General features: G+C 55.2%; 16 protein-coding genes. 4 read left to right on the plus strand and 12 right to left on the minus strand.

All coding sequences use genetic code 11. The features are described from left to right. Positions 1-47 precede the first annotated feature (47 nt). Both cyoE and KQX66_RS02225 read right to left on the minus strand, forming a co-directional pair. Positions 48-986: a heme o synthase gene (cyoE, locus tag KQX66_RS02220; RefSeq protein WP_216789165.1), complete on the minus strand. Its 939-nt coding sequence runs from the start codon at positions 984-986 to the stop codon at positions 48-50. A gap of 441 nt (positions 987-1,427) precedes the next feature. Continuing rightward, positions 1,428-2,642: a cytochrome P450 gene (locus KQX66_RS02225; RefSeq protein WP_216789166.1), complete on the minus strand. Its 1,215-nt coding sequence runs from the start codon at positions 2,640-2,642 to the stop codon at positions 1,428-1,430. Positions 2,643-3,018: 376 nt separating this feature from the next. On the opposite strand from KQX66_RS02225, the gene KQX66_RS02230 reads away from it, so the two are divergent. Then, on the plus strand, positions 3,019-3,387 hold the full coding sequence (locus KQX66_RS02230) for a hypothetical protein (RefSeq protein ID WP_216789167.1): 369 nt from the start codon (positions 3,019-3,021) through the stop codon (positions 3,385-3,387). A 240-nt stretch (positions 3,388-3,627) separates the two neighbouring features. Then, positions 3,628-4,455 (plus strand): hypothetical protein, encoded by an 828-nt coding sequence (locus tag KQX66_RS02235; RefSeq protein ID WP_216789169.1) that lies wholly within the window; start codon positions 3,628-3,630, stop codon positions 4,453-4,455. Positions 4,456-4,494: 39 nt separating this feature from the next. On the opposite strand, the gene KQX66_RS02240 is transcribed toward KQX66_RS02235, so the two are convergent. Together KQX66_RS02240 and KQX66_RS02245 are read right to left on the minus strand one after the other, a co-directional pair. Further along, a complete protein-coding gene (locus tag KQX66_RS02240; RefSeq protein WP_216789171.1) occupies positions 4,495-5,328 on the minus strand; it encodes a LytR/AlgR family response regulator transcription factor in 834 nt (277 codons plus the stop codon). Positions 5,329-5,366: 38 nt separating this feature from the next. Next, the gene (locus KQX66_RS02245) at positions 5,367-7,070 is read right to left on the minus strand and encodes a sensor histidine kinase (protein WP_216789173.1); all 1,704 of its coding nucleotides are present in this window, start codon (positions 7,068-7,070) and stop codon (positions 5,367-5,369) included. A gap of 235 nt (positions 7,071-7,305) precedes the next feature. On the opposite strand from KQX66_RS02245, the gene KQX66_RS02250 reads away from it, so the two are divergent. Then, positions 7,306-8,136 (plus strand): aldo/keto reductase, encoded by an 831-nt coding sequence (locus KQX66_RS02250; protein ID WP_216789175.1) that lies wholly within the window; start codon positions 7,306-7,308, stop codon positions 8,134-8,136. A 341-nt stretch (positions 8,137-8,477) separates the two neighbouring features. Beyond that, a complete protein-coding gene (gene gerQ, locus KQX66_RS02255) occupies positions 8,478-8,924 on the plus strand; it encodes a spore coat protein GerQ (RefSeq protein WP_216789177.1) in 447 nt (148 codons plus the stop codon). Between the two features lie 63 nt (positions 8,925-8,987). On the opposite strand, the gene lplT is transcribed toward gerQ, so the two are convergent. The 8 genes from lplT to KQX66_RS02295 all read right to left on the minus strand — a co-directional run bounded on the left by lplT (position 8,988) and on the right by KQX66_RS02295 (position 18,920). Further along, on the minus strand, positions 8,988-10,223 hold the full coding sequence (gene lplT, locus KQX66_RS02260) for a lysophospholipid transporter LplT (RefSeq protein WP_216789179.1): 1,236 nt from the start codon (positions 10,221-10,223) through the stop codon (positions 8,988-8,990). Then, the gene (locus tag KQX66_RS02265) at positions 10,220-12,349 is read right to left on the minus strand and encodes an AMP-binding protein (protein WP_216789189.1); all 2,130 of its coding nucleotides are present in this window, start codon (positions 12,347-12,349) and stop codon (positions 10,220-10,222) included. Before KQX66_RS02265 ends, lplT begins: the two co-directional genes overlap by 4 nt. Before the next feature lie 212 nt (positions 12,350-12,561). Beyond that, complete coding sequence (locus tag KQX66_RS02270) at positions 12,562-13,416, minus strand: metallophosphoesterase (RefSeq protein ID WP_216789191.1); 855 nt, start codon at positions 13,414-13,416, stop codon at positions 12,562-12,564. Between the two features lie 96 nt (positions 13,417-13,512). Then, on the minus strand, positions 13,513-14,496 hold the full coding sequence (locus KQX66_RS02275; RefSeq protein ID WP_216789193.1) for an ABC transporter ATP-binding protein: 984 nt from the start codon (positions 14,494-14,496) through the stop codon (positions 13,513-13,515). After that, the gene (locus KQX66_RS02280) at positions 14,477-15,490 is read right to left on the minus strand and encodes an ABC transporter ATP-binding protein (protein WP_216789195.1); all 1,014 of its coding nucleotides are present in this window, start codon (positions 15,488-15,490) and stop codon (positions 14,477-14,479) included. Before KQX66_RS02280 ends, KQX66_RS02275 begins: the two co-directional genes overlap by 20 nt. A 13-nt stretch (positions 15,491-15,503) precedes the next feature. Beyond that, entirely contained in the window at positions 15,504-16,313 is an 810-nt protein-coding gene (locus tag KQX66_RS02285) for an ABC transporter permease (RefSeq protein WP_216789197.1), read from the minus strand. A gap of 12 nt (positions 16,314-16,325) precedes the next feature. Beyond that, entirely contained in the window at positions 16,326-17,267 is a 942-nt protein-coding gene (locus KQX66_RS02290) for an ABC transporter permease (protein WP_216789198.1), read from the minus strand. Positions 17,268-17,366: 99 nt separating this feature from the next. Further along, a complete protein-coding gene (locus KQX66_RS02295; RefSeq protein ID WP_216789199.1) occupies positions 17,367-18,920 on the minus strand; it encodes an ABC transporter substrate-binding protein in 1,554 nt (517 codons plus the stop codon). Positions 18,921-19,017: the final 97 nt, after the last annotated feature.

Below are 19,017 nucleotides of genomic sequence, written 5' to 3' on the forward strand. Positions count from 1 at the left end.
GGGGCCAAGGGATTGTCATCCACCGTGTTGCACCGTCCGCGAATACCCTACGGTAATGGAGTGGTGCTGATGACCATGATGATATACAGCAAGGTCAAATAGTTAATAGAATAAATAAACATTTTTTTGGCCCATTGCACTTCATCCTCCGCTTTGAACCCTTTAAGGCTCAAGAACGCCCAGTACAAGCCCATGATCGTAGCCGCGAAGAAGTAAAGCTCTCCTACGTACCCAAGCCAATACAGCAAAAGTGAAATGGGCACGAGCAGCACGATATAACGGATCATCGCCATCTTGGTAATGTACGTTCCTTTAACAACCGGCAGGAGCGGGAAGCCGGCGGCGCGGTATTCTTCCATCCGGCGAATGCCAAGCGCCCAGAAGTGCGGCGGCTGCCACAGGAACATAATGCCGTACAGAATAAGCCCCGCGGCATCGATCTGTCCCTGAACGGCACAGTAGCCGAGCAGCGTAGGCATTGCGCCGGAAAAGCTGCCGACGAACGTGCTCCATACGGAGGACCGCTTGAACCATGCGGTATAAATCCATACGTAAATAAACAAACCAAGCAAACCGAGCAGAGCGGTCAGTGGATTCGTCAAGAACCACAGCACCGATAGGCCGATAACGCCGAGCACGATGCCATACCATAATACGGTCTGCGGAGCAATGGTGCCTACTGCGGTAGCACGCTTTTGCGTCCGGGTCATCTTCTTGTCCATGTCCCGGTCCAAATAGTTGTTCAGCACGCAGCCGGACGCCATCACCAACACGGTGCCAAGCAGCATATATATCAATTTATCCCACTGGATGTGCCAGCCGGAAGCGACCCAAAAGCCGCCAAATGCTGTAATAGCGTTAGAAAATAAAATGCCGGGTTTGGCGAGATTCACAAAATCTCTCCACGTAGCCGACGAGTTCACAACGGTATCCGCCTCAACATCTGCCGTCTCTACACCCATTCCCAAACTTGCCTGTTTTTCCACCTCTATGCAACCCCCTTGTGTGAGGAATTCGAAATTAATTGTGATTTCCTTCACTCTTAAAAAGATCCTCTTTATCATAACAACCTGCGGACCTTTTGACAACAACGGATGGCGTTGTTCAAAATATTGTCGAATCCCCCATCAAGAGACAATAGCGGCCGTGTGCTTGGAGGCGCAGGGTATTACACCGTATATTTTTTTGCATAGCTTCGGAAAATACAAGAAGCGTGCTCCTGCACCGGTGAATGATCTCGTCAAGCAGGAACGGCCCCTTCCGGATGGCGGGCATAGAGACAAGCGGGCAACAGCAAAAAAGGCCTCCGGTTAAAACCGGAGGACCGGAATTAGCTACGCTATAGTAAAGCTCCGAATCGGCCGCAGGAGTGGAAAAAACGTTCAGCCGCTTGCGCAGCCCTTCCATAAGCAACGAATGCGTGCGCGCTACCGCTCGACGCGGACGGGAAACTTAGAAAGAAATCCCCTCTCCCCGAGGTTTTCGCTCAAGCTCCAATCTTCGGGCAAAGTCAGCCGGGAATAGCGCCTCATGAATTCGGTCAAGCCGATGCTTGCTTCCATCCTCGCCAGCGGCGCGCCCAGGCAGAAATGCGTACCTTTCCCGAACGACAGGTGCTGCTGATTATTCGGCCGGTTCAGATCGAACTGTTCCGCTTGAACAAAATGTTCCTCGTCGCGGTTGGCCGAGCCGATCCAGGCGATGACCGATTCCCCTTCTTTCATTTCCACGCCGAACACATTGGTATCCTGCGCAACTCTGCGCATCATGAACTGGGCAGGCGAGCGGAAACGCAGCACTTCTTCCACCGCCTTCGGAATGAGCGATGGCTCCTTCCTGAGCAGCGGGTAAGCGGCAGGCTGGTCGACCAGAAAGCAATAGAACGCATTGGAGATCAGCCTCGTCGTCGTCTCGTTCCCGGCAAAAAGCAATCCGATACCAAAATGAATAATTTCCTCGTCGCTCAAACGCTCCCCTTCGAGCTCGGCGATCGTCAAATCCGAGATGATATCATCTGTCGGACGGCTTCTTTTTTCCCGGATGATAGGCCGTAAATAATCCGCCATTTCCTTCAGCGCCCGCGTCCTTTCCTGCACGCTTTCGGCATAGGTGTCGCGGCTGCCCGGTGTGACAATCGCATCCGACCACAGCTTGAATTGCTTCCAATCGCTCGCCGGAACGCCCAGCAGCTCCGCAATGACGGTCACCGGCAGAGGAATCGCCAGATCGTAGACAAGATCGATCGTAGCCTGCTCCCGGATTTGATCCAGCCAATATTGCGCGACCGCGGCAATTCGCGGTTCCCATGTTTTAAGCGACTTGGGGGTGAACGCTTTCGCAACCAACCCTCGTCTTTTGGAATGCGACGGGGGATCCATGGAGGTCAGGCTTTTCTCTTCCTCTCCTATAACCGGGAACGGCGACAGCCTCCGGTCGTTTTTGCTGGAGAACAGATGATAATCGGACAATACCCGCTCCACGTCCCGGTATAAGAAGACATTCCAGACCTTCTGCTCCGGATCGAAATAGACCGGATGGCTCCTCCTCATCTCCCGATACCACGAATACGGCTCGAACCGCTGCTCCTCCCTGCTGAACCCGGTGATCTCATCGGGGTAAACGATCTTTTCCACAGCCTCCACACTTACCGCTCCCTTCGTTTTTTTCAAACAAATACAACGACGGACGATTGACGGATCTGCCACGATGAAAGATGTTTTAAAACAAAAGTATTAAGCAATAAAAGTTTATTCATGGATAATTATATTAAACAAGGTGATAATTGTAAATATTTTGTTACGAAGATACCTCAACGACGCAGCGATGCGGCCCTGTCCTGGAATCGATTCGAGCATTAATGAGTATTTTCGACATTTTTCATACAAGAAAGCGGCTTTTTTCTTCCAGATATCCTAAAAATGGAGCAAAACACCTTTTTTATGACATGATTAAGATGCTTCACATCAACGACGTCGTATCCGTGAAGTAAACTATTCCATTGATGGAGGGATTTGTGAAATGAAGGCAAAAGTAGCGATCGTAGCAAGCGCACTATTGGTTGCCGTAACAGGCTCGGCTTTGGCAGGGTATGACAGCACGCGTTTTACAGTAGACGGCGTAAAAGTCAAGGGAGAATTGGAATATGACGGTACTAAAGCCAAAGCCAAGACCTACACGGTTGATGAGAGCAAAGTAGATTATTTAAGCGTGGATGTTTCAATCAAGAACAGCGACGGCAGCTCCCTTGGACATAATCCGAAAACGGACACCGATGACGACTATGTTTCAACAAGAATTGAAGCTGAAGGCGGAGCTTATGCAACAGGGTACCATCAAGTAACCCATAACGGGGAAACCGTTAGCGATAGCACTTCCACTTCGTCGTAATGTTATATCTTAATGCCGGAATGTCTGTTCACTAGAACAGACATTCCCCATTTTTCGCGCATCATTCAAAACCGCCTTGAATTTTACTATATTTGCTCTTCGCCGGAGGAGATGTCATTGCGCAAGGTAATTAAGCTTATACTCTGTGTTTTGCTCGGTTCGTCTATTGGACTTGCCTTTAACCTCACGGTAAGCTCGTTCATGCCCAAAGAGCCTACAACTTTTACGGAAAGTTACGGAATGAAACTTACAGATGCCCGAGGCGAAAAAGTCAGTCGCTTTTTTCTCGAACTCGATGATGGAAATGAAGTTAACTATACGATTCATTTTACCAACGAATCGAGACAGGATGAAAACTTCTCGCTTTACCTTTTCATGGACTATATAAAAATACCGTTCTATGTGGAATCGGATCCCCATGCGTCCGTAAACGAATACAAATTCAGCGCTGCAAGAGGCGCTTCCGTCAGCATTCCTGTCCGCATTCCCACCGATTCGCTGTCGCCCGATCTGCATGCATTGACTATCAGTATTGTCGCCAATAAAAACAATCCTTGGGACCGGCAGGACAAAATCAAAGATTACTTCGGTATCGTCGGCCGGTACACCATAAAAAAATCCGGAAAAACTGAATTTACGAAATCCGATATTCCCGACCTTATTTCCTATACGATCTCCAATTCGTCCGTGCACGGGATCGTGTTGAACCAGCAGTTTGAAAATGAAGACAAATTCGGGACGCTCCCCAAAGTCATCCAAGCGAAACCGAATGAAAAAATAAAGTTGGCCATTCGGGCCGGAGGATTTAAAAATACAAAAGATTATTTGGTATGGCTGATGATGGATGACCGGCAGCTTCCTTTCCCTGACGGCAAACCATACTGGTGGTTCGAAGCCCCGCCCGAGAAAGCGGCTCTGCGGCAAATTGAATTTAACGCCCCGGAAAAACCGGGACGCTACGAGGTGTACGGCTATGTAATGAACAGCCCGTGGGATACGATGACCGAGCTTGCAGGCAAAGAAATCGGCAATCGGTCCTCCCATAAAATCACGCTTCTTGTGGAATAAGTTGATTCTCATGCGGAAGCGGTAAACGGAAACAACTTCCTACTGCCTTAACACCGCGTCCCGTACGCCTTTTTCTTCCGCCATCAGCTTGCGGGCCCGCTCAAAATGGGCAAAACAGCTGCGGCTTAGCGTCAAGGATTCGGGTACGCCGTAAAGCAGGATTTCGTAATTGCCCGGCGTAATCAGATCGGCGCAAATTTTTTGAATATATCTCACGTTGACCAACTGGCTCTTGTTACACTGGAAGAGAAGCGGCGAAGTCGCCGCATTCAGCTCTTTCAGGGTGGAGGAGGTATGAATCGTCTGGACCGAATGCGAATCCGTCCATTTGATCGAAATCTGCTTGCTGTCCTTGGAGATATAAACAATTTTCTCCTCCTTGACATAAAGCTCCCGCTGGATGTTTCGCCCGTCCAAATCGCAGATTTTTTGCTTGAAGCGGATCAAGCGTTCGTCGTTGGATCCGGCTGCGTGCGACTGCTTTCTTTTCTGCGTCAAATGCTTCTTCGCCTTCTCCAAGCTTTTCTTGAATCGTTCGGAGGTGACGGGCTTCAGCATCAGGGAAAGCGAATCGATCTCAAAGCTCTCCTCCGCATATTTCATATCCGTGAGCGCCGTGACCACAATAATGCAAGGGTCGTACCCCTTCGCCTTAATCAGTCGGCAAGCCTTCAGACCGGAAATATCGTCCAGGTTAATATCCGTAAGGATGAGGTCCGGCTGCAGCTCGATATACTTGTCCACCAGCTTATTTCCCGACGACACTGTATCGACAACGATGAGTTGATGTTCTTCGGCAAATCGAATTAAAAGCTGCTTTTGTGCAAAATCGTCTTCCGCAATTAAAGCGGTCAGTTGTTCCCCTTGATTCAACGTCCGGTTCACCACCTTATGATCGTTCATTGGATTGTCTAAATGTGGATTTTGAACATAAACGTAGCGCCTGCGCTTTCAAAATCTTCTACCCACAGCTGCCCTTTATATTTTTGCACCAGCTCTTTGACCACTTGCAAGCCCAAGCCTTCGTGCTTGAATTTTGTGGAATAGCCCGCGCTTAGAAGCTGGGGCAGCTCCTCATCGCCGATCTGTCTCCCGCGATTGGATACTTTGAAGTACAGCAAGCGGCCCGTGTTCCAAGCGGCTACTTGAACCAGTCGCTCCTCCACCGGCAGCTTCACGGTTTCGTCAAACGCATTGGATATTAAATTGGTTGCAATGCGAATCAAATCGAGCGACTTCTCCCCGTTCAGCTTCAGATCACCCGTGACGGCGATGTCGTGCTCCAGCTTCACCTTCTGCTTGATCGCGCTGCTGGCCGCGAATTGCACAATGGCCGATAGCGTCGGATGCCGGATCACAACGACATCTTGAATTTCAACGACTTCCTTCACCCACGCTTGCGTTACTTTTTCCAGCTCGTCGTATTCCTTCTTTTGCACATGAGCGTGAATGGCATTGACAATATTGCCGACATCGTGATTTAGCCCCCGGATGGCCGTAAATAAGCTGTTCATATTTTCAAGATAAATTTTCTCGGCGGAAATGACAGCCGCTGCAAGCTTGCTTCTCCGGATTAAAACAAGCACGAAAGCACCGAGCATCAGGAAAGACACGACGCTGATCGTCAGAAGCCGCTCCGACTGGCGTTTCAGTTCGTTCTGAATATAGCTGTAATCCGAGACAAGGCCGACCACCAGCGGCAGCTGGGTTTCGATGGGCACAAAGCTTTTAATCACGTCACTTCCTTGAACGCTTGTCTGATAGCTGATCGTCTTTTTGTCCCGATGTGCCTGTCTGACCATCTCCACATCATCGTCCGACTGCATGGCATACTGCCCAAAATAGATCGGGCGCGTCGGATGAGGAAAAACCAACCGATTATTTTGCTTGACTTCATAAATTTCTTCTCCGAAACGCTCGGCATTGAAGCCTGTGATTTCGATCAGGAACGGTTTTTCTTTCTGCAGACGTTCGATGATGTGCATGTAAGAAGCCAAGGTCACATATTCCTCCATATCCTCCTCCCTGAAGTATGGATCGATAATATAGTCGGTCTGGCCGTCATGGTAGTATCCGAATTTATGGAGCGCATTCGGGTCCGAGGATGAAACGTCCACAGGTCCTGACCAATAATGGGGAAGCGTGTAGCCTTCGGAAATCGATACGTTCTTACCGTCCAGCAGTTGCTTGAGAGCGAGAAACCAAAAATCGGTAAACTCTTTGGCAGATATGTTCCGTTGAGTAGGATTGGAGGAACGCATGGCTACGATATCGTCTCCCTCGCGCTGAAATAGCGTAATATCAGACACGCGCAGCTCTTTGCTTAGTTCTGTCAACTCCTTATTGCTCACCTGTTCCAAGCGCGGAGGCAGCTTGCTTTGCGCGAGCATGGCCGCCAGCCGCAAATTTTGCGCCAGCAGCTTTTCGGCATAGTCGGCAGACCGTTGGGAATGCTCGAAATACACTTTGATATTGCTCGAGAAACTTTCCACTTCATTATAGTGATTGTTCATCAGCATCTGTTTCGTCGTATAATAGTAAATGACGTTGCTCAAAGCGAGCAGGCACGTCACAGGCACGACAAACCACAAGATAAAGGACGTCCGAAGCTTCATGCTTATTCCTTTCCCAGCCGATGCAGTGCGGCTAACATTCTGACAGAAACAAGAAGACAACACAAAGGATTACCGTTTGGTTCTATTTTTTCCTTAACTTACATAATAAACTCTTTTATACCGACGTTCAATAACGAAGTTTCCAACGACCGGAATGCCCGGGCGAATTTTCCGTTCATACCTGTTTGTGTTATCCTAAAATAGATTGAAAGTTGTCCAAGGAGGGAATTTGAACATGACCGCGATTCAGCGAAACGACACTACGGTGTTGAACAACGGCGTCCGCATGCCATGGCTCGGACTGGGCGTCTGGAAAACCAAGGAAGGCGACGAGGTCGTCCAAGCCGTGCAGCATGCGCTGGAAGCCGGTTACCGCTCCATCGATACGGCTGCCGTCTACGGCAACGAAGCAGGGGTTGGCCAAGCGGTTCAAGCCAGCAACATTCCGCGCGACCAGTTGTTCATCACCACGAAAGTATGGAACGCGGACCAGGGCTATGACAGTACGCTTCGTGCTTTCGAGGAGAGCCGGCGCAAGCTGCAGCTCGAGGTCATCGACCTGTACCTTATTCACTGGCCAGGGAAGGACAAATATAAGGAAACCTGGAAGGCGCTCGAAAAGCTGTATAAGGACGGACTCGTCCGGGCGATCGGCGTCAGCAATTTTAAAGTGCACCATCTGGAGGATTTGCTGCAGGATAGCGAAATCGTTCCTGCGGTCAACCAAGTCGAGTTCCACCCGCTTCTGATTCAGCAGGAGCTGCGGACGTTCTGCAAGGAACACAAGATTCAGCTCGAAGCTTGGAGTCCGCTGATGCAGGGCAATCTCGATCTCCCGCTATTAAGCGAGCTTGCGGGCAAATACGGCAAAACGCCGGCGCAGATTATTCTCCGTTGGGATTTGCAGCACGGGGTGGTTACCATTCCGAAGTCCATTCGCGAAAGCCGCATCCGCGAGAACATCGACGTCTTCGACTTCACCTTGTCCGACGAGGATATGGCGCGTCTGGACGGCCTGAACCAGGACCGTCGCTTCGGTCCGGACCCGGATTATATTGAGTTTTAGTTCGGGAAGAGCCCTTGGGAATCGAGGGCTCTTTTTGCATAGCTATCCGAATCAGTCGGGTAGGAATATATGCCGAGCCCGCGCAGCGAACGGTGCTGGTAAACTAAGAATCGACGTCGCTTCGGAACACTCTACGTTGACTCCGTTATTTGGAAACATTGTGGCCAGCATTGCGGTTACAGATTTTCGGTTAGCCCGCTTCCTTTCGGGCTGCGCAGCATTGCTCCCCAATTTCAATATAAAATCCGTCACCAAACTTTCGCCCACACCATAGTATGAATGGTGTGCTCCAGCCCAGTCGAAACCCAAATCAAGCGAAGTTTGAAGGAGGATTATAAGCGATGTATAACAATCCGAACAAACCAGTACCGACTCCTTACGGCGCCGGTTACCCCGGACCCGGCTACGGCCAGCCTACTGCGCAATCGGTGCCGCCGATGATTCCGGCAGGCTCTTCGATTACCGCTGCAGGACAGCCGATACCGACGGCGGCCGCGCCGACCACCCCGGGGCAACTGCCAATGGAGCAGTCCTTCATCGAAAATATTTTGCGCCTCAATCTGGGCAAAATCGCTACCCTGTATATGACGTACGAGAACAACACCCAGTGGAACGCCAAAATTTTCAAAGGACGCCTGGAAGCCGCCGGCCGTGACCACATCATCATCAGCGATCCGAAAACCGGCATGCGCTTTTTGCTGCTGATGGTCAACCTCGATTACATCACGTTCGACGAACCGCTTCAGTATACTTACCCGTACGGCTCGGCCCCGCTGCCGGGACGCTAAGCGCAAGAAAGACCGGATCCTGCCAGGCGGCGGGGTCCGGTCTTTGCTTTTAATCGCGAACGGTCATACGCGGGAACCGGCAACATCGGCGCTTCTCCGCTTCAGCATCACAGCTTGGAACACCAGATACAGCACGAACAGCGCCAGCACCAGCCCGACGCCGTAGATCGACGTCTCCACGCTTGTTCCCGCAGCGGTCGCCTGCGTATACGCCCGCACGCCCGCGAACATCAGGACGTTCTCGAACAAATTTTGCACGGCAATCGTTTTGCCTGCGCCGATCTTCGGGTTGCCTACCTTCTGCAGCACCGAGTTCAGCGGCACGACGTAGACGCCGCCGGCGAAACCGACCGCCAGCAGGATAAACACCGTCACGTACAAATTTCCCAGCATCGGAAAAACGAGAATCAGCACGACCATCACGACGCCATACAGATAAGAGTTCAAGTACTTGGGCGCCGGAATCAGTCTAGGAGCGGTCAGGGCTCCAGCCATAATGCCGATCGCTGTGACCGCAATCAGCATCGAAATCTGATCGACTCCGTGAATGCCGAGGTGCAGCGGAATCCAGGAGATGACCGCCACACGAATGACCGACGACGTCATCCAGAACGAGCTGGTGCCGATCAGGCAATAGCGGGCCGTCCGGTCCCGGAACAGCCGGGCGATATCTTTAAAGAACAAGATCGAGTCTTTGACGTAATGAATGTTCGGGTTCCCCGCCACCCGCGGAATCGAAAGCGACAAAAGCAGCGCGGTCACGTACAACAGCAGGCAGGCGACGATGCACACCGTCAGCGACTGCTTCGCCAGAATGCCTCCGCCCACCGTACCGGCCAGAATGGCGACGATCGTATAGCCTTCGATCTTAGCGTTCGCCTTGAGCAGTTCGGAGTCGAGCTGCTTCGCATCTGTGGCCGAGCGGCTCAAAATTTCGCCGAGGATGCCGTACTTCGCCGGACTGTACACGGCTGCGCCGATTCCGATCACGGCGTAGCTTAAAGCTGGCTCGAGACCGAGCAGCAGGCCGACGATCCCGAGCGCTTTGAGCGCGTTGCCGATCAGCAGCACGACCGACTTCGGATGCTTATCCGCGAAACTGCCGACGAACGGCGCCAGAACGACGTAAGCGAACAAAAAGGCTTGCTGCACGTTGCCGATATACGATTCGGGATACGCCTTGGCCCGCAGCATCTCAATGATCGCGAATAAAATGGCGTTATCGGCGAACGCGCTCCAGAACTGCGAGACGAGCAGCGCGTTAATCGGCTTGAGTCTGAGTTTTTTCCATAGGTTCATACGGCGTTCGCTCCTTCGTCTGCCGCCGGCTCTTCGGCCAGCTTTTTCAGTGCCACATAATCCGGCTTGCCGCTGCCCAGAATCGGCAGCTTCTCGACCTGTACCAGCTTGGACGGGGTCATGAGCTGAGAATGCCCATGGTCTTTCACGAATTGCTTGATCGTCTGAATCTGATGCTCTTCTTGCGTTACGAACAGAATGATTCGTTCGCCTTTGCGGCTGTCCGGCACGCTGACCGCAGCAACGTTCGCGTCCCGGTAGCAGCTTGCCGCAAGCTCCTCCACTTGGTTCAAGGACACCATCTCGCCGCCGATCTTCGCGAACCGCTTCACCCGGCTCACAATCGTCACAAAGCCGTCTTCGTCGATCTTCACTACGTCTCCGGTATCATACCATTCGGGGCACGGGATGAAGCCCTTTTCGTGGAGCAGGTAGCCCTTCATTAAGTTCGGGCCCTGAATCAGCAGCTTGCCGCCTTCCAGCCCTGGCACCGGCTCCAGCTTATAGGCGATGCCCGGGAGCAACTGACCGACCGTGCCTTTGCGGTGCCACATCCGGGTGTTCATTGCCACGACCGGCGAAGCTTCCGTCGTGCCGTAGCCTTCCACCGGGCATACATGGAACTTGTCGACCCACAGCTGCCGGACTTCGTCCTTCAGCTTCTCGGCTCCGGCAATCACGCAGCGAAGCGATTGAAAATCGTACGGATGCGCCGCTTTGCCGTACGCTGCCAGAAACGTCGAGGTGCCGAATAGAAACGTCGCATTTCGATCATAGGCCAGCTCCGGAATGACTTTGTAATGGAGCGGGCTCGGGTACAGGAACACCTTCACACCGTTCAGCACAGGAAGCACCGTCACCAGCAGCCCGAGGCTGTGGAACATCGGCATCGCGTTGAAAAAGACATCCTGGGCGTTAATATCCATCACCGTGCGCGTCTGCTGCATATTCGCATACAGGTTCGCATGGTCCAGCACGACCCCTTTCGGGACGCTTTCACTGCCGGACGTGAAGAGCACGATCTCGGTATTGTTCACCGTCGCCTTCCGTTTGAGCAGGAAATCCGCGAAGCCGGACAGCTTATCGCTCATACGGAGCGTATCCTTCATGTCTTCCAAATACAGCACACGGTACTGTTGGCCGAGACTTTCGATCACCGGCGTCAGCTTTCCTTTATCGACGAACTGTCTGGAGGTCAGAATCGTACGGACGGAAGCGGTTTCGCAGGCGATGCGCATGTTATTTTCCCCGGCCGAAAAGTTGAGGATCGCCGGTCGTTTATCCAGCTTGAACAGCGCGAACAAAACAAGCAGATGGGCGGCGGAATTCGGCAGCAGGACGGCGACGCCCGGCTCGTCTTTCAGTTCGGCCGCAAGCTTTCTGGCAAAGACGTAGGAAGCGGACAGCAGCTTTTTATACGTAAACGTCTGGCTTATATCCTCGCACACCGGGAAGTTGTGGCCGTGATGCTTGGCAGCGGTCAGCAGTTCGTTGAACAGGTTGATCTTCGTCTTCACCCGGCTGCTCACCAGCTCGGCCTCCAGCTTCTTCTGGATTTGCGCCGCAGCGCGTTCCTTTTGCGATTTCATCGACTGGCTGCGGTCGTAATCCAAGGTGAACGGATCGCCGATCTGCACGGTCACCTTGGGAAACCACACCTGCCGGATTTTGTGCTTCAGGTAAGAAAATTTCGACCTCTCCGGTCCGTTCAAGGCAATCGGGTACAGCGTCGCTCCTGTGCGGAGTGCAATGTAGCCGACGCCGCTGTATATTTTCATCAGCGAGCCGCCGCTCGCGGTATTGACGCGCCCTTCCGGGAATACGAGAAGCGGGGCCCCTTTTTGCACCGTCTTGACCATCTGTTTCACGGAGTACGGATTCATCGGATCGACGGCGATATGCTTGCGCAGCCGGATCAACGGGGCGAACTTCTTGGCAATGCGCGTGTTCACGACGAACGTCACTTCCTCCGGGAGCCGCGTAGCGAGCAGAGCCGCATCGATCAGCGACAGATGATTCGGAATCAGAATGGTCGGTTTGCGGAAGTCGAGCTTTTCCAAACCGCTGAATCTCGCTTGAAATAACAGGTTGAGTACGATTCGGGCCAACCATTTTACCAATACCATAGCCATTCCCTCCGTCGGTGCTTTGTGTTTTTGCGATTAGTTCCTAGCACCTGGTCTTAAATCTTATTGTACGCGAAATCGACAAAGCGGATAGTACTAACTTTGCGTAGTACCTGAAGTGTACTGCATCCTATTCCGGGGGAACGAAAAAAGAAGCGCCTCCAGCCGCTTTCGCCGCAAGAGGTGCTTCCTCTGTATAATGGACGGATCAATTATGCATTCAACGGACTATGCTCCTCCAGCGAGGTCAGCTCGATCACGGTCAACGCCTTTGCAACCTCGGCCCGCGCGTCTCCCGGATTCGACCATTCCCGGGTATAGCCGAGACAGCTGCATACGTACAGCGTGCCGTCGAAGGTTTGGCGCTTCCGGTAATGCACATGGCCGCAGACGGCCAGCTTCACGGAGGAGGCGTACGATTCGATCAGCTTCCCGTACTGCTCGCTTCCGAGAAAGGCGTTAAAGTAGCCCCACACCTCGGGAGCGTACGGAACGGTAAAATAACGGTGCGGCAGCACGTGGGTCATGACGATGACCTTTTTGTCCCGAAGCTCGTTCAACTGCTTGTCCAGCTTCTGCACGAAATAATCGCAGACCTCCGTCGTCGGCCGGTCCCACAGGGCGAACAGGCTGTCCTGCCACGTCCGCTCGCCGAGCGACATCCGGTCAAATTCTTCCTTCGTGTAGCGGTCTGCGCCGAACGAGTAATCGTACCAGCCGATATCTCCGACGACGGCCCATTCTTCGTTGATCATGTAAGCGCCGTTCGCGAGGTTCCCTTCGAACGCCTGCAGCTCGCGGTACGAATCCCAAGCCGTACGTTCCGGGTCGTGGATGTTCCATAGATCGTGATTGCCCGGGACGAACAAGCAGGGGATGGATAACCGTTCCCGGATGTATCTGAGCGTCTTCAGCGTCGTGGCGCTGTTGTTGGAAATGTCTCCGCCGATCAGCAGCAGATCCACCTTCTGCGCAAGCGCTGCCTCGCAGAGCGCCTCCTCGACCGGGACGGAGCAGCCGGGGTTATTGGTATCGATATGCAAATCCGACAAAATGCCGATGTTCAAAAGTATCCCTCCTCGTTCTCCTGTAGGCTTGAGCGGATCGGATGGCGATGGCGGCTTCTGCAAGCTGCGCCCCGTCGCTCCGAATGCGAATGCTGCTTAAATCAGCAGGCAGCGCGCGTAATGGTCCGGGCCGACGGGCTTCCAGTCCGGCGGTACGGAAGCGCATTCCGCCACCGCCTGCGGGCAGCGTGTGTGAAACGGACAGCCCGCGGGCAGATGAAGCGGGCTCGGTACCTCGCCGCGGAGCACGATGCGTTCACGCCGCTCTCCGGCACCGACGGACGGAATCGCCGAGATCAGCGCCCGCGTATACGGATGTACCGCACCGCGAAACAAGGTTTCGGCCGGTGCAAGCTCGACCAGGGTGCCCAGATACATGACGGCAACCCGGTCGCTCATGTACTGCACGACATTCAGATCGTGCGAGACGAACAGCGTCGTCAGCGCGAAGCGCCGCTGCAGTTCCTTGAGCAAATTCAAAATTTGTGACTGCACCGAAACGTCAAGCGCGGACACCGGCTCGTCCGCCACGACGAAGGACGGGCGCAGCATGAGCGCCCGGGCGAAGCCGATGCGCTGCCGCTGGCCGCCGCTCAATTCGTGGGGATACCGGGCGGCGTAGCTGCGGTCCAGCCCTACCGTCTCCAGCATGTCGCGGGCTTGCTGCCTGCGCTCGGCGCTTGATCCGATCCGGTGGACGCGAAGCGGCTCCTCCAGAATCGAGCCGATCGTATGCCGCGGATTGAGCGAAGCGTACGGGTCTTGAAAGATCAGCTGAATGTGCTTGCGCAATTCCCGTACCTCGCGGGCCCGCAGCGTTGTCAGTTCCCGGCCGCGAAAGCGGATGGACCCGGAGGTCGGCTCCAATAACTGCGCAAGCAGCTGGCCGGTCGTCGACTTGCCGCAGCCGCTTTCGCCGACGAGGCCAAGCGTCTCGCCGCTGCGGATCTCGAAGGAGACGCCGTTCACGGCGTTCACCCAGGCTTTGGGCTTGCCGAAGCCGGTGGCGGCGGCCGGGTAGCGCTTCGTCAGCCGGTCGATCGCCACCAGCGGTTCACGTTCAAGCGAGCTGATACTCACGGACGGACGGCCTCCCTTCCTCGGCAAGCAAGCAGCGGACCTCGTGCCGGTCCGCGATCAAGCGGCTCGCCGGCTTTACACCGGAGCAGGCCGCAACGGCGCGGTCGCACCGGACCGCGAACGGGCAGCCTCCGGCGCGCTCCTCCGGCGGCGGCACGCGCCCGGGAATCGCATACAGCGCCTCGCCCCGCTTGTCAGGCGAAGGGATCGACCGCAGTAAGCCCACCGTATACGGATGGGCGGGCGAGCGGAACAGCTCCGCTGCCGGGGCCGTCTCCGCCACCTGTCCGGCGTACATGACAGACACGCGGCTGCACATTTCCGAGATGACACCGAGGTCGTGCGAGATCAGCAGCACCGACGTGCCCTCCGTCCGGTTCAAGTCCCGCAGCAGCTCCAATATTTGTGCCTGCACCGTCACGTCGAGCGCCGTCGTCGGTTCGTCGGCGATCAGCAGCTTCGGCTGGCACGCCAGCGCCAGCGCAATCATGACCCGCTGCCGCATCCCGCCGGACAACCGGTGGGGATATTCACGCATCAACTGCTCCGCGCGGGCCAGCCCAACTTTTTCCAGCATCCCTACGCTATGATTATACGCGTCTTTGCGGGACATCGCCAAGTGCAATCGCGGCCCTTCCATCAGCTGCTCTCCGACCGTAAATACCGGATTGAGCGAGGTCATCGGGTCCTGGAACACCATCGCGATCTCCCTGCCGCGCAGTCTGCGCATCGCCTCCGGCGACAGCTGTCTCAGCTCTGCACCGTCGTAGTCGATCGTGCCGCCCGCGATGCGGGCGCCGGCAGGCAGCAGTCCCATCACGGCCTGGGCCGTGATGCTTTTGCCGCAGCCCGATTCCCCCACGATGCCGACGATTTCACCGCGCCCGACCGAAAGCGATACCCCTTCGAGCACGGCGCGCATGCCCTGACGGGTCGGAAGCTCGATATGCAGCTCGTCCAGCCTCAAGAGAGGCGTTTCATTTCCTCTGGCCATGGTTCGTTCCCCCTTATCGTTTCGGGTCGTTCCAATCGCGCAGCCCGTCACCGAGCAGATTGAAGCCGAGCACGGTCATCGTGATCATGAGGCCCGGCGCCAGCGTGTACCAAGGCGCTTTCGCGATATAGCTCTGGGCCTCGTTCAGCATGCGTCCCCAGCTCGGGTCGGGAGGCTGGATGCCGAGCCCGAGATAACTCAGCCCCGCTTCTGCCAGAATCGCCCCCGAGAAGCTCATCGTGGCCGCCACGATGAACGGCGACAGAATGTTCGGGAAAATGTGGCGGAACACGATGGAGAGCGGCCCGGCCCCGATGCCGCGCGCCGCCTTCACAAAATCCATCTCCTTGTACTGCACGAACCCGCTGCGGACGATGCGGGCAAATCCGGGCACGGCCATGAGGCCGATCGCCAAAATGGTATTGGTCAGGTTCGGCTGAAACACCGCCACCAGCATGAGCGCCAGCAGCAGCCCGGGAAACGCCATCATCGCGTCCATCAGCCGCATCAGCGCTTCGTCCAGCCAGCCGCCGACATAGCCTGCGGCGGCTCCGACGAGCAGCCCCCCGGCCGCACCGATCAAAACGGTCAGGAAGCCGACCTGAAAGGCGGTTTGGGAAGCCGTCATCACCCGGCTCAAGATGTCCCGTCCGAAATTGTCCGTCCCGAGCAGGTGCTTCGCCCCGGGAGCGAGAAACCGTTCGGCCGGATTCATGCTATTGACGTCGTAAGGAACATATAACCAGCTCACCAGCATGATCGCCAGCATCGCGCCGACCAACGCGCCCCCCACGATCAAATGAACGTTCCGATTTCGTATCATGCCGCTCTTCTCCTACTTCAACCGAATTCTCGGGTCCAGCACCCGGTACAGCATATCGACGGCAAAATTGATCGCAATGACCGTTACGGCCGTGAATAAAATCATCCCCTGAACAAGCGGAAAATCGCGGGCGCCGATCGAGGAAACGAGCAGCCGCCCGAGCCCCGGCAGCGCAAACACCTGCTCGACCACCAGGCTGCCGCCCAGCACGTCGGCAAAAATCATTCCCATCACCGTAACGACGGGGATGAGCGCATTTTTCAGCACGTGCTTGTACAGCACCGCCCGTTCTCTCAGCCCCTTGCTGTAGCCGGTCCGGACGTAGTCCTGCTTGAGCTGCTCCAGCATCGTCGTCCGCAGGTAGCGTACCACGACGGCGACCTGCGGGATCGCTACGGCCAGCGAAGGCAGGAACAAGGTGCGCAGCGCTTCGAGCGGCGATTCCGACCAACGGACGTAGCCTCCGGCCGGAAACCAGCGGAAGGTCAGGGCGAACAGCAGCACGAGCAAAATGCCCAGCCAAAACGACGGAATGGCCAGTCCGAGCTGACTGAGCAGCGAAATCCACCAGCCGGACGCCCGGCGCTGGGATTTGGCCGCCGCGATGCCGAGCGGCACGGCGATGACGACCGTCATCGCCATGGACAGCACCGCGAGCGACGCCGTCACCGGCAGCCGGTCCAGAATCAGCTCCCCGACCGGCCTGGAAAACTTGAGCGATTCGCCAAGATCGCCCGAGACAACGCCCCCGAGCCACCCCGCGAACTGCTCGCCGAGCGGGCGGTCGATGCCCAGCTTTGCTTCAAGCGCGGCCACCTGAGCCTCGTCCGCTTCCATCCCGAGAATGGTCAAAGCCGGGTTCCCCGGAATGATCCGAAAGACGGCGAAGGTCATCATCAGGACCAGCAGCACCGTCAGCACGAATGTAAAGGCTCTCCGCCATGCGTACGTCACGTCGCTGTCACTCCTTTCTTTAAAAAGTGGGCGGTTCATTCGAGATGCCTTTTTTCCGTGTGATCCGCCCGTTTAACTCGACATTACCCCAGCTTCTTGTTACTTCACCCGGTGAATCGTGGACATATCCTGCACGTAAATCGGGTACAGCTTGTAGCCGTCCAGCTCTTTTTTCATCGCTACGGTGAAGTTCGGGTCCATGATGTAGACGGCGACGGCGTCTTTGGTCAATAGTTTTTGCGCGTCTTTATAATGCTGCGCCCGTTTGGCGTCGTCCAGCTCGACCTGGGCGGCCTTGATCAGCTTGTCGTATTCCGGGTTGTTGTAGTTGTAGAAGTTCGACTTGTAGTCGGACGCGTAGCGTACCAGCACCTCGTGCGGATCGAGCTTGCCCGTCAGCCCGATGATCGTCATATCGTAGTCGCGGCCTTTGTAGATCCGGTCCAGCCAGACGGCCCATTCGACCATTTCGATTTTGGCGGTGATGCCGACTTTCGCGAGCTGCTGCGCGATGACCTGCGCGGTATCGACATGAAATTTGTAGTTCGACGGCACCGAAATCGTCGTGCTGAAGCCGTCCTTCAGCCCTGCTTCGGCCAGCAGGCTTTTCGCTTTGTCCACGTTCACGTTATAGGTCGATTCCAGGCCTTCCTGAAAATATTTTTGCATGACCGGACTCATGTTGGACCCGAGCTTCGTTCCTTTGCCGTCGGCTACGACTTTTATAATTTCATCCGTGTCCACGGCGTAATTGACCGCCTGACGCACACGCGGGTCGTCGAACGGCTTGCGGGCGATATTCATCGTCATGAGCTGAACCATGTTTTGCATGCCTTCCACATAGCGGAATTGATCCCCCAACTCGGCGATGCGCTCGTTGCCGATTCGCGGGTACATGTCGATGTCCCCCGATTTCAAAGCAAGCAGCGAAGCCTCGGCATCCGGCATGATGCGGAATTCGACCTTGTCGAGGTAAGGCACGCCTTGGACGTAATAGTCTTTGTTCTTCTCGATCACGAGCTTCTGGTTCGGCTGGAACTCGACGAATTTGAACGGCCCCGTGCCGACCGGCGCTTTATTCTGGTTGTCGTATCCCTTCGGCAAAATAGCGGCCGTGAAGTTGCTCATGAACGATACGTCGTTCTTTTTCAGCTTGACCGTAACCGTCCTGGCGTCCGGCGTATCGACGGCTTCGACGTTCGCGAAGGCGCTGGAGAGCGGCTTACCCGTTTCTTTGCCCATCAGCCGCTCGTACGAAAACTTCACGTCCTCCGCCGCCACCGTCTTGCCGTTGTGGAACTTGACGCCGTCACGCAGCGTGAACGTATACGTCAGCCCGTCGGGAGAAACCTTGTATTCCTGTGCGACCGCGGGCTGCAGCTCCCCTTTTTCGTTGGGCTTGAGCAGGCCTTCGAACACGTTGAACATCATCTCCTGCGTCCCCGAAGCGACGGCCAGGTGCGGGTCGAGATAGTCCGGGTCCTGCGGAACGGCGACGACGACGCTGCCGCCCTGCACGGGCTCTTTGGCTGCTTCGGCTCCGGTCGCCGGCGTCTTGGCCGGGTCGCCCGAGCCGCAGGCGGACAGGACGGTGACGGACAGCAGCAGAGCGGCAAGCAGCAGGGGGGTCCTTCGCAATCTTTCGGTTAGCATGGTTTCTCCTCTTTTCTATTTTTAATTTCTTCCGGCTGTAGTACAGCGGGTCAGAGTGTTGTGAAAGTGGTTTTGGACTAAAGTAGAGCAACAAACG

Origin of the sequence: Paenibacillus oleatilyticus, assembly GCF_018998565.1 — a bacterium.
In the GTDB taxonomy this organism is placed as follows: Bacteria; Bacillota; Bacilli; order Paenibacillales; family NBRC-103111; genus Paenibacillus_G; species Paenibacillus_G oleatilyticus.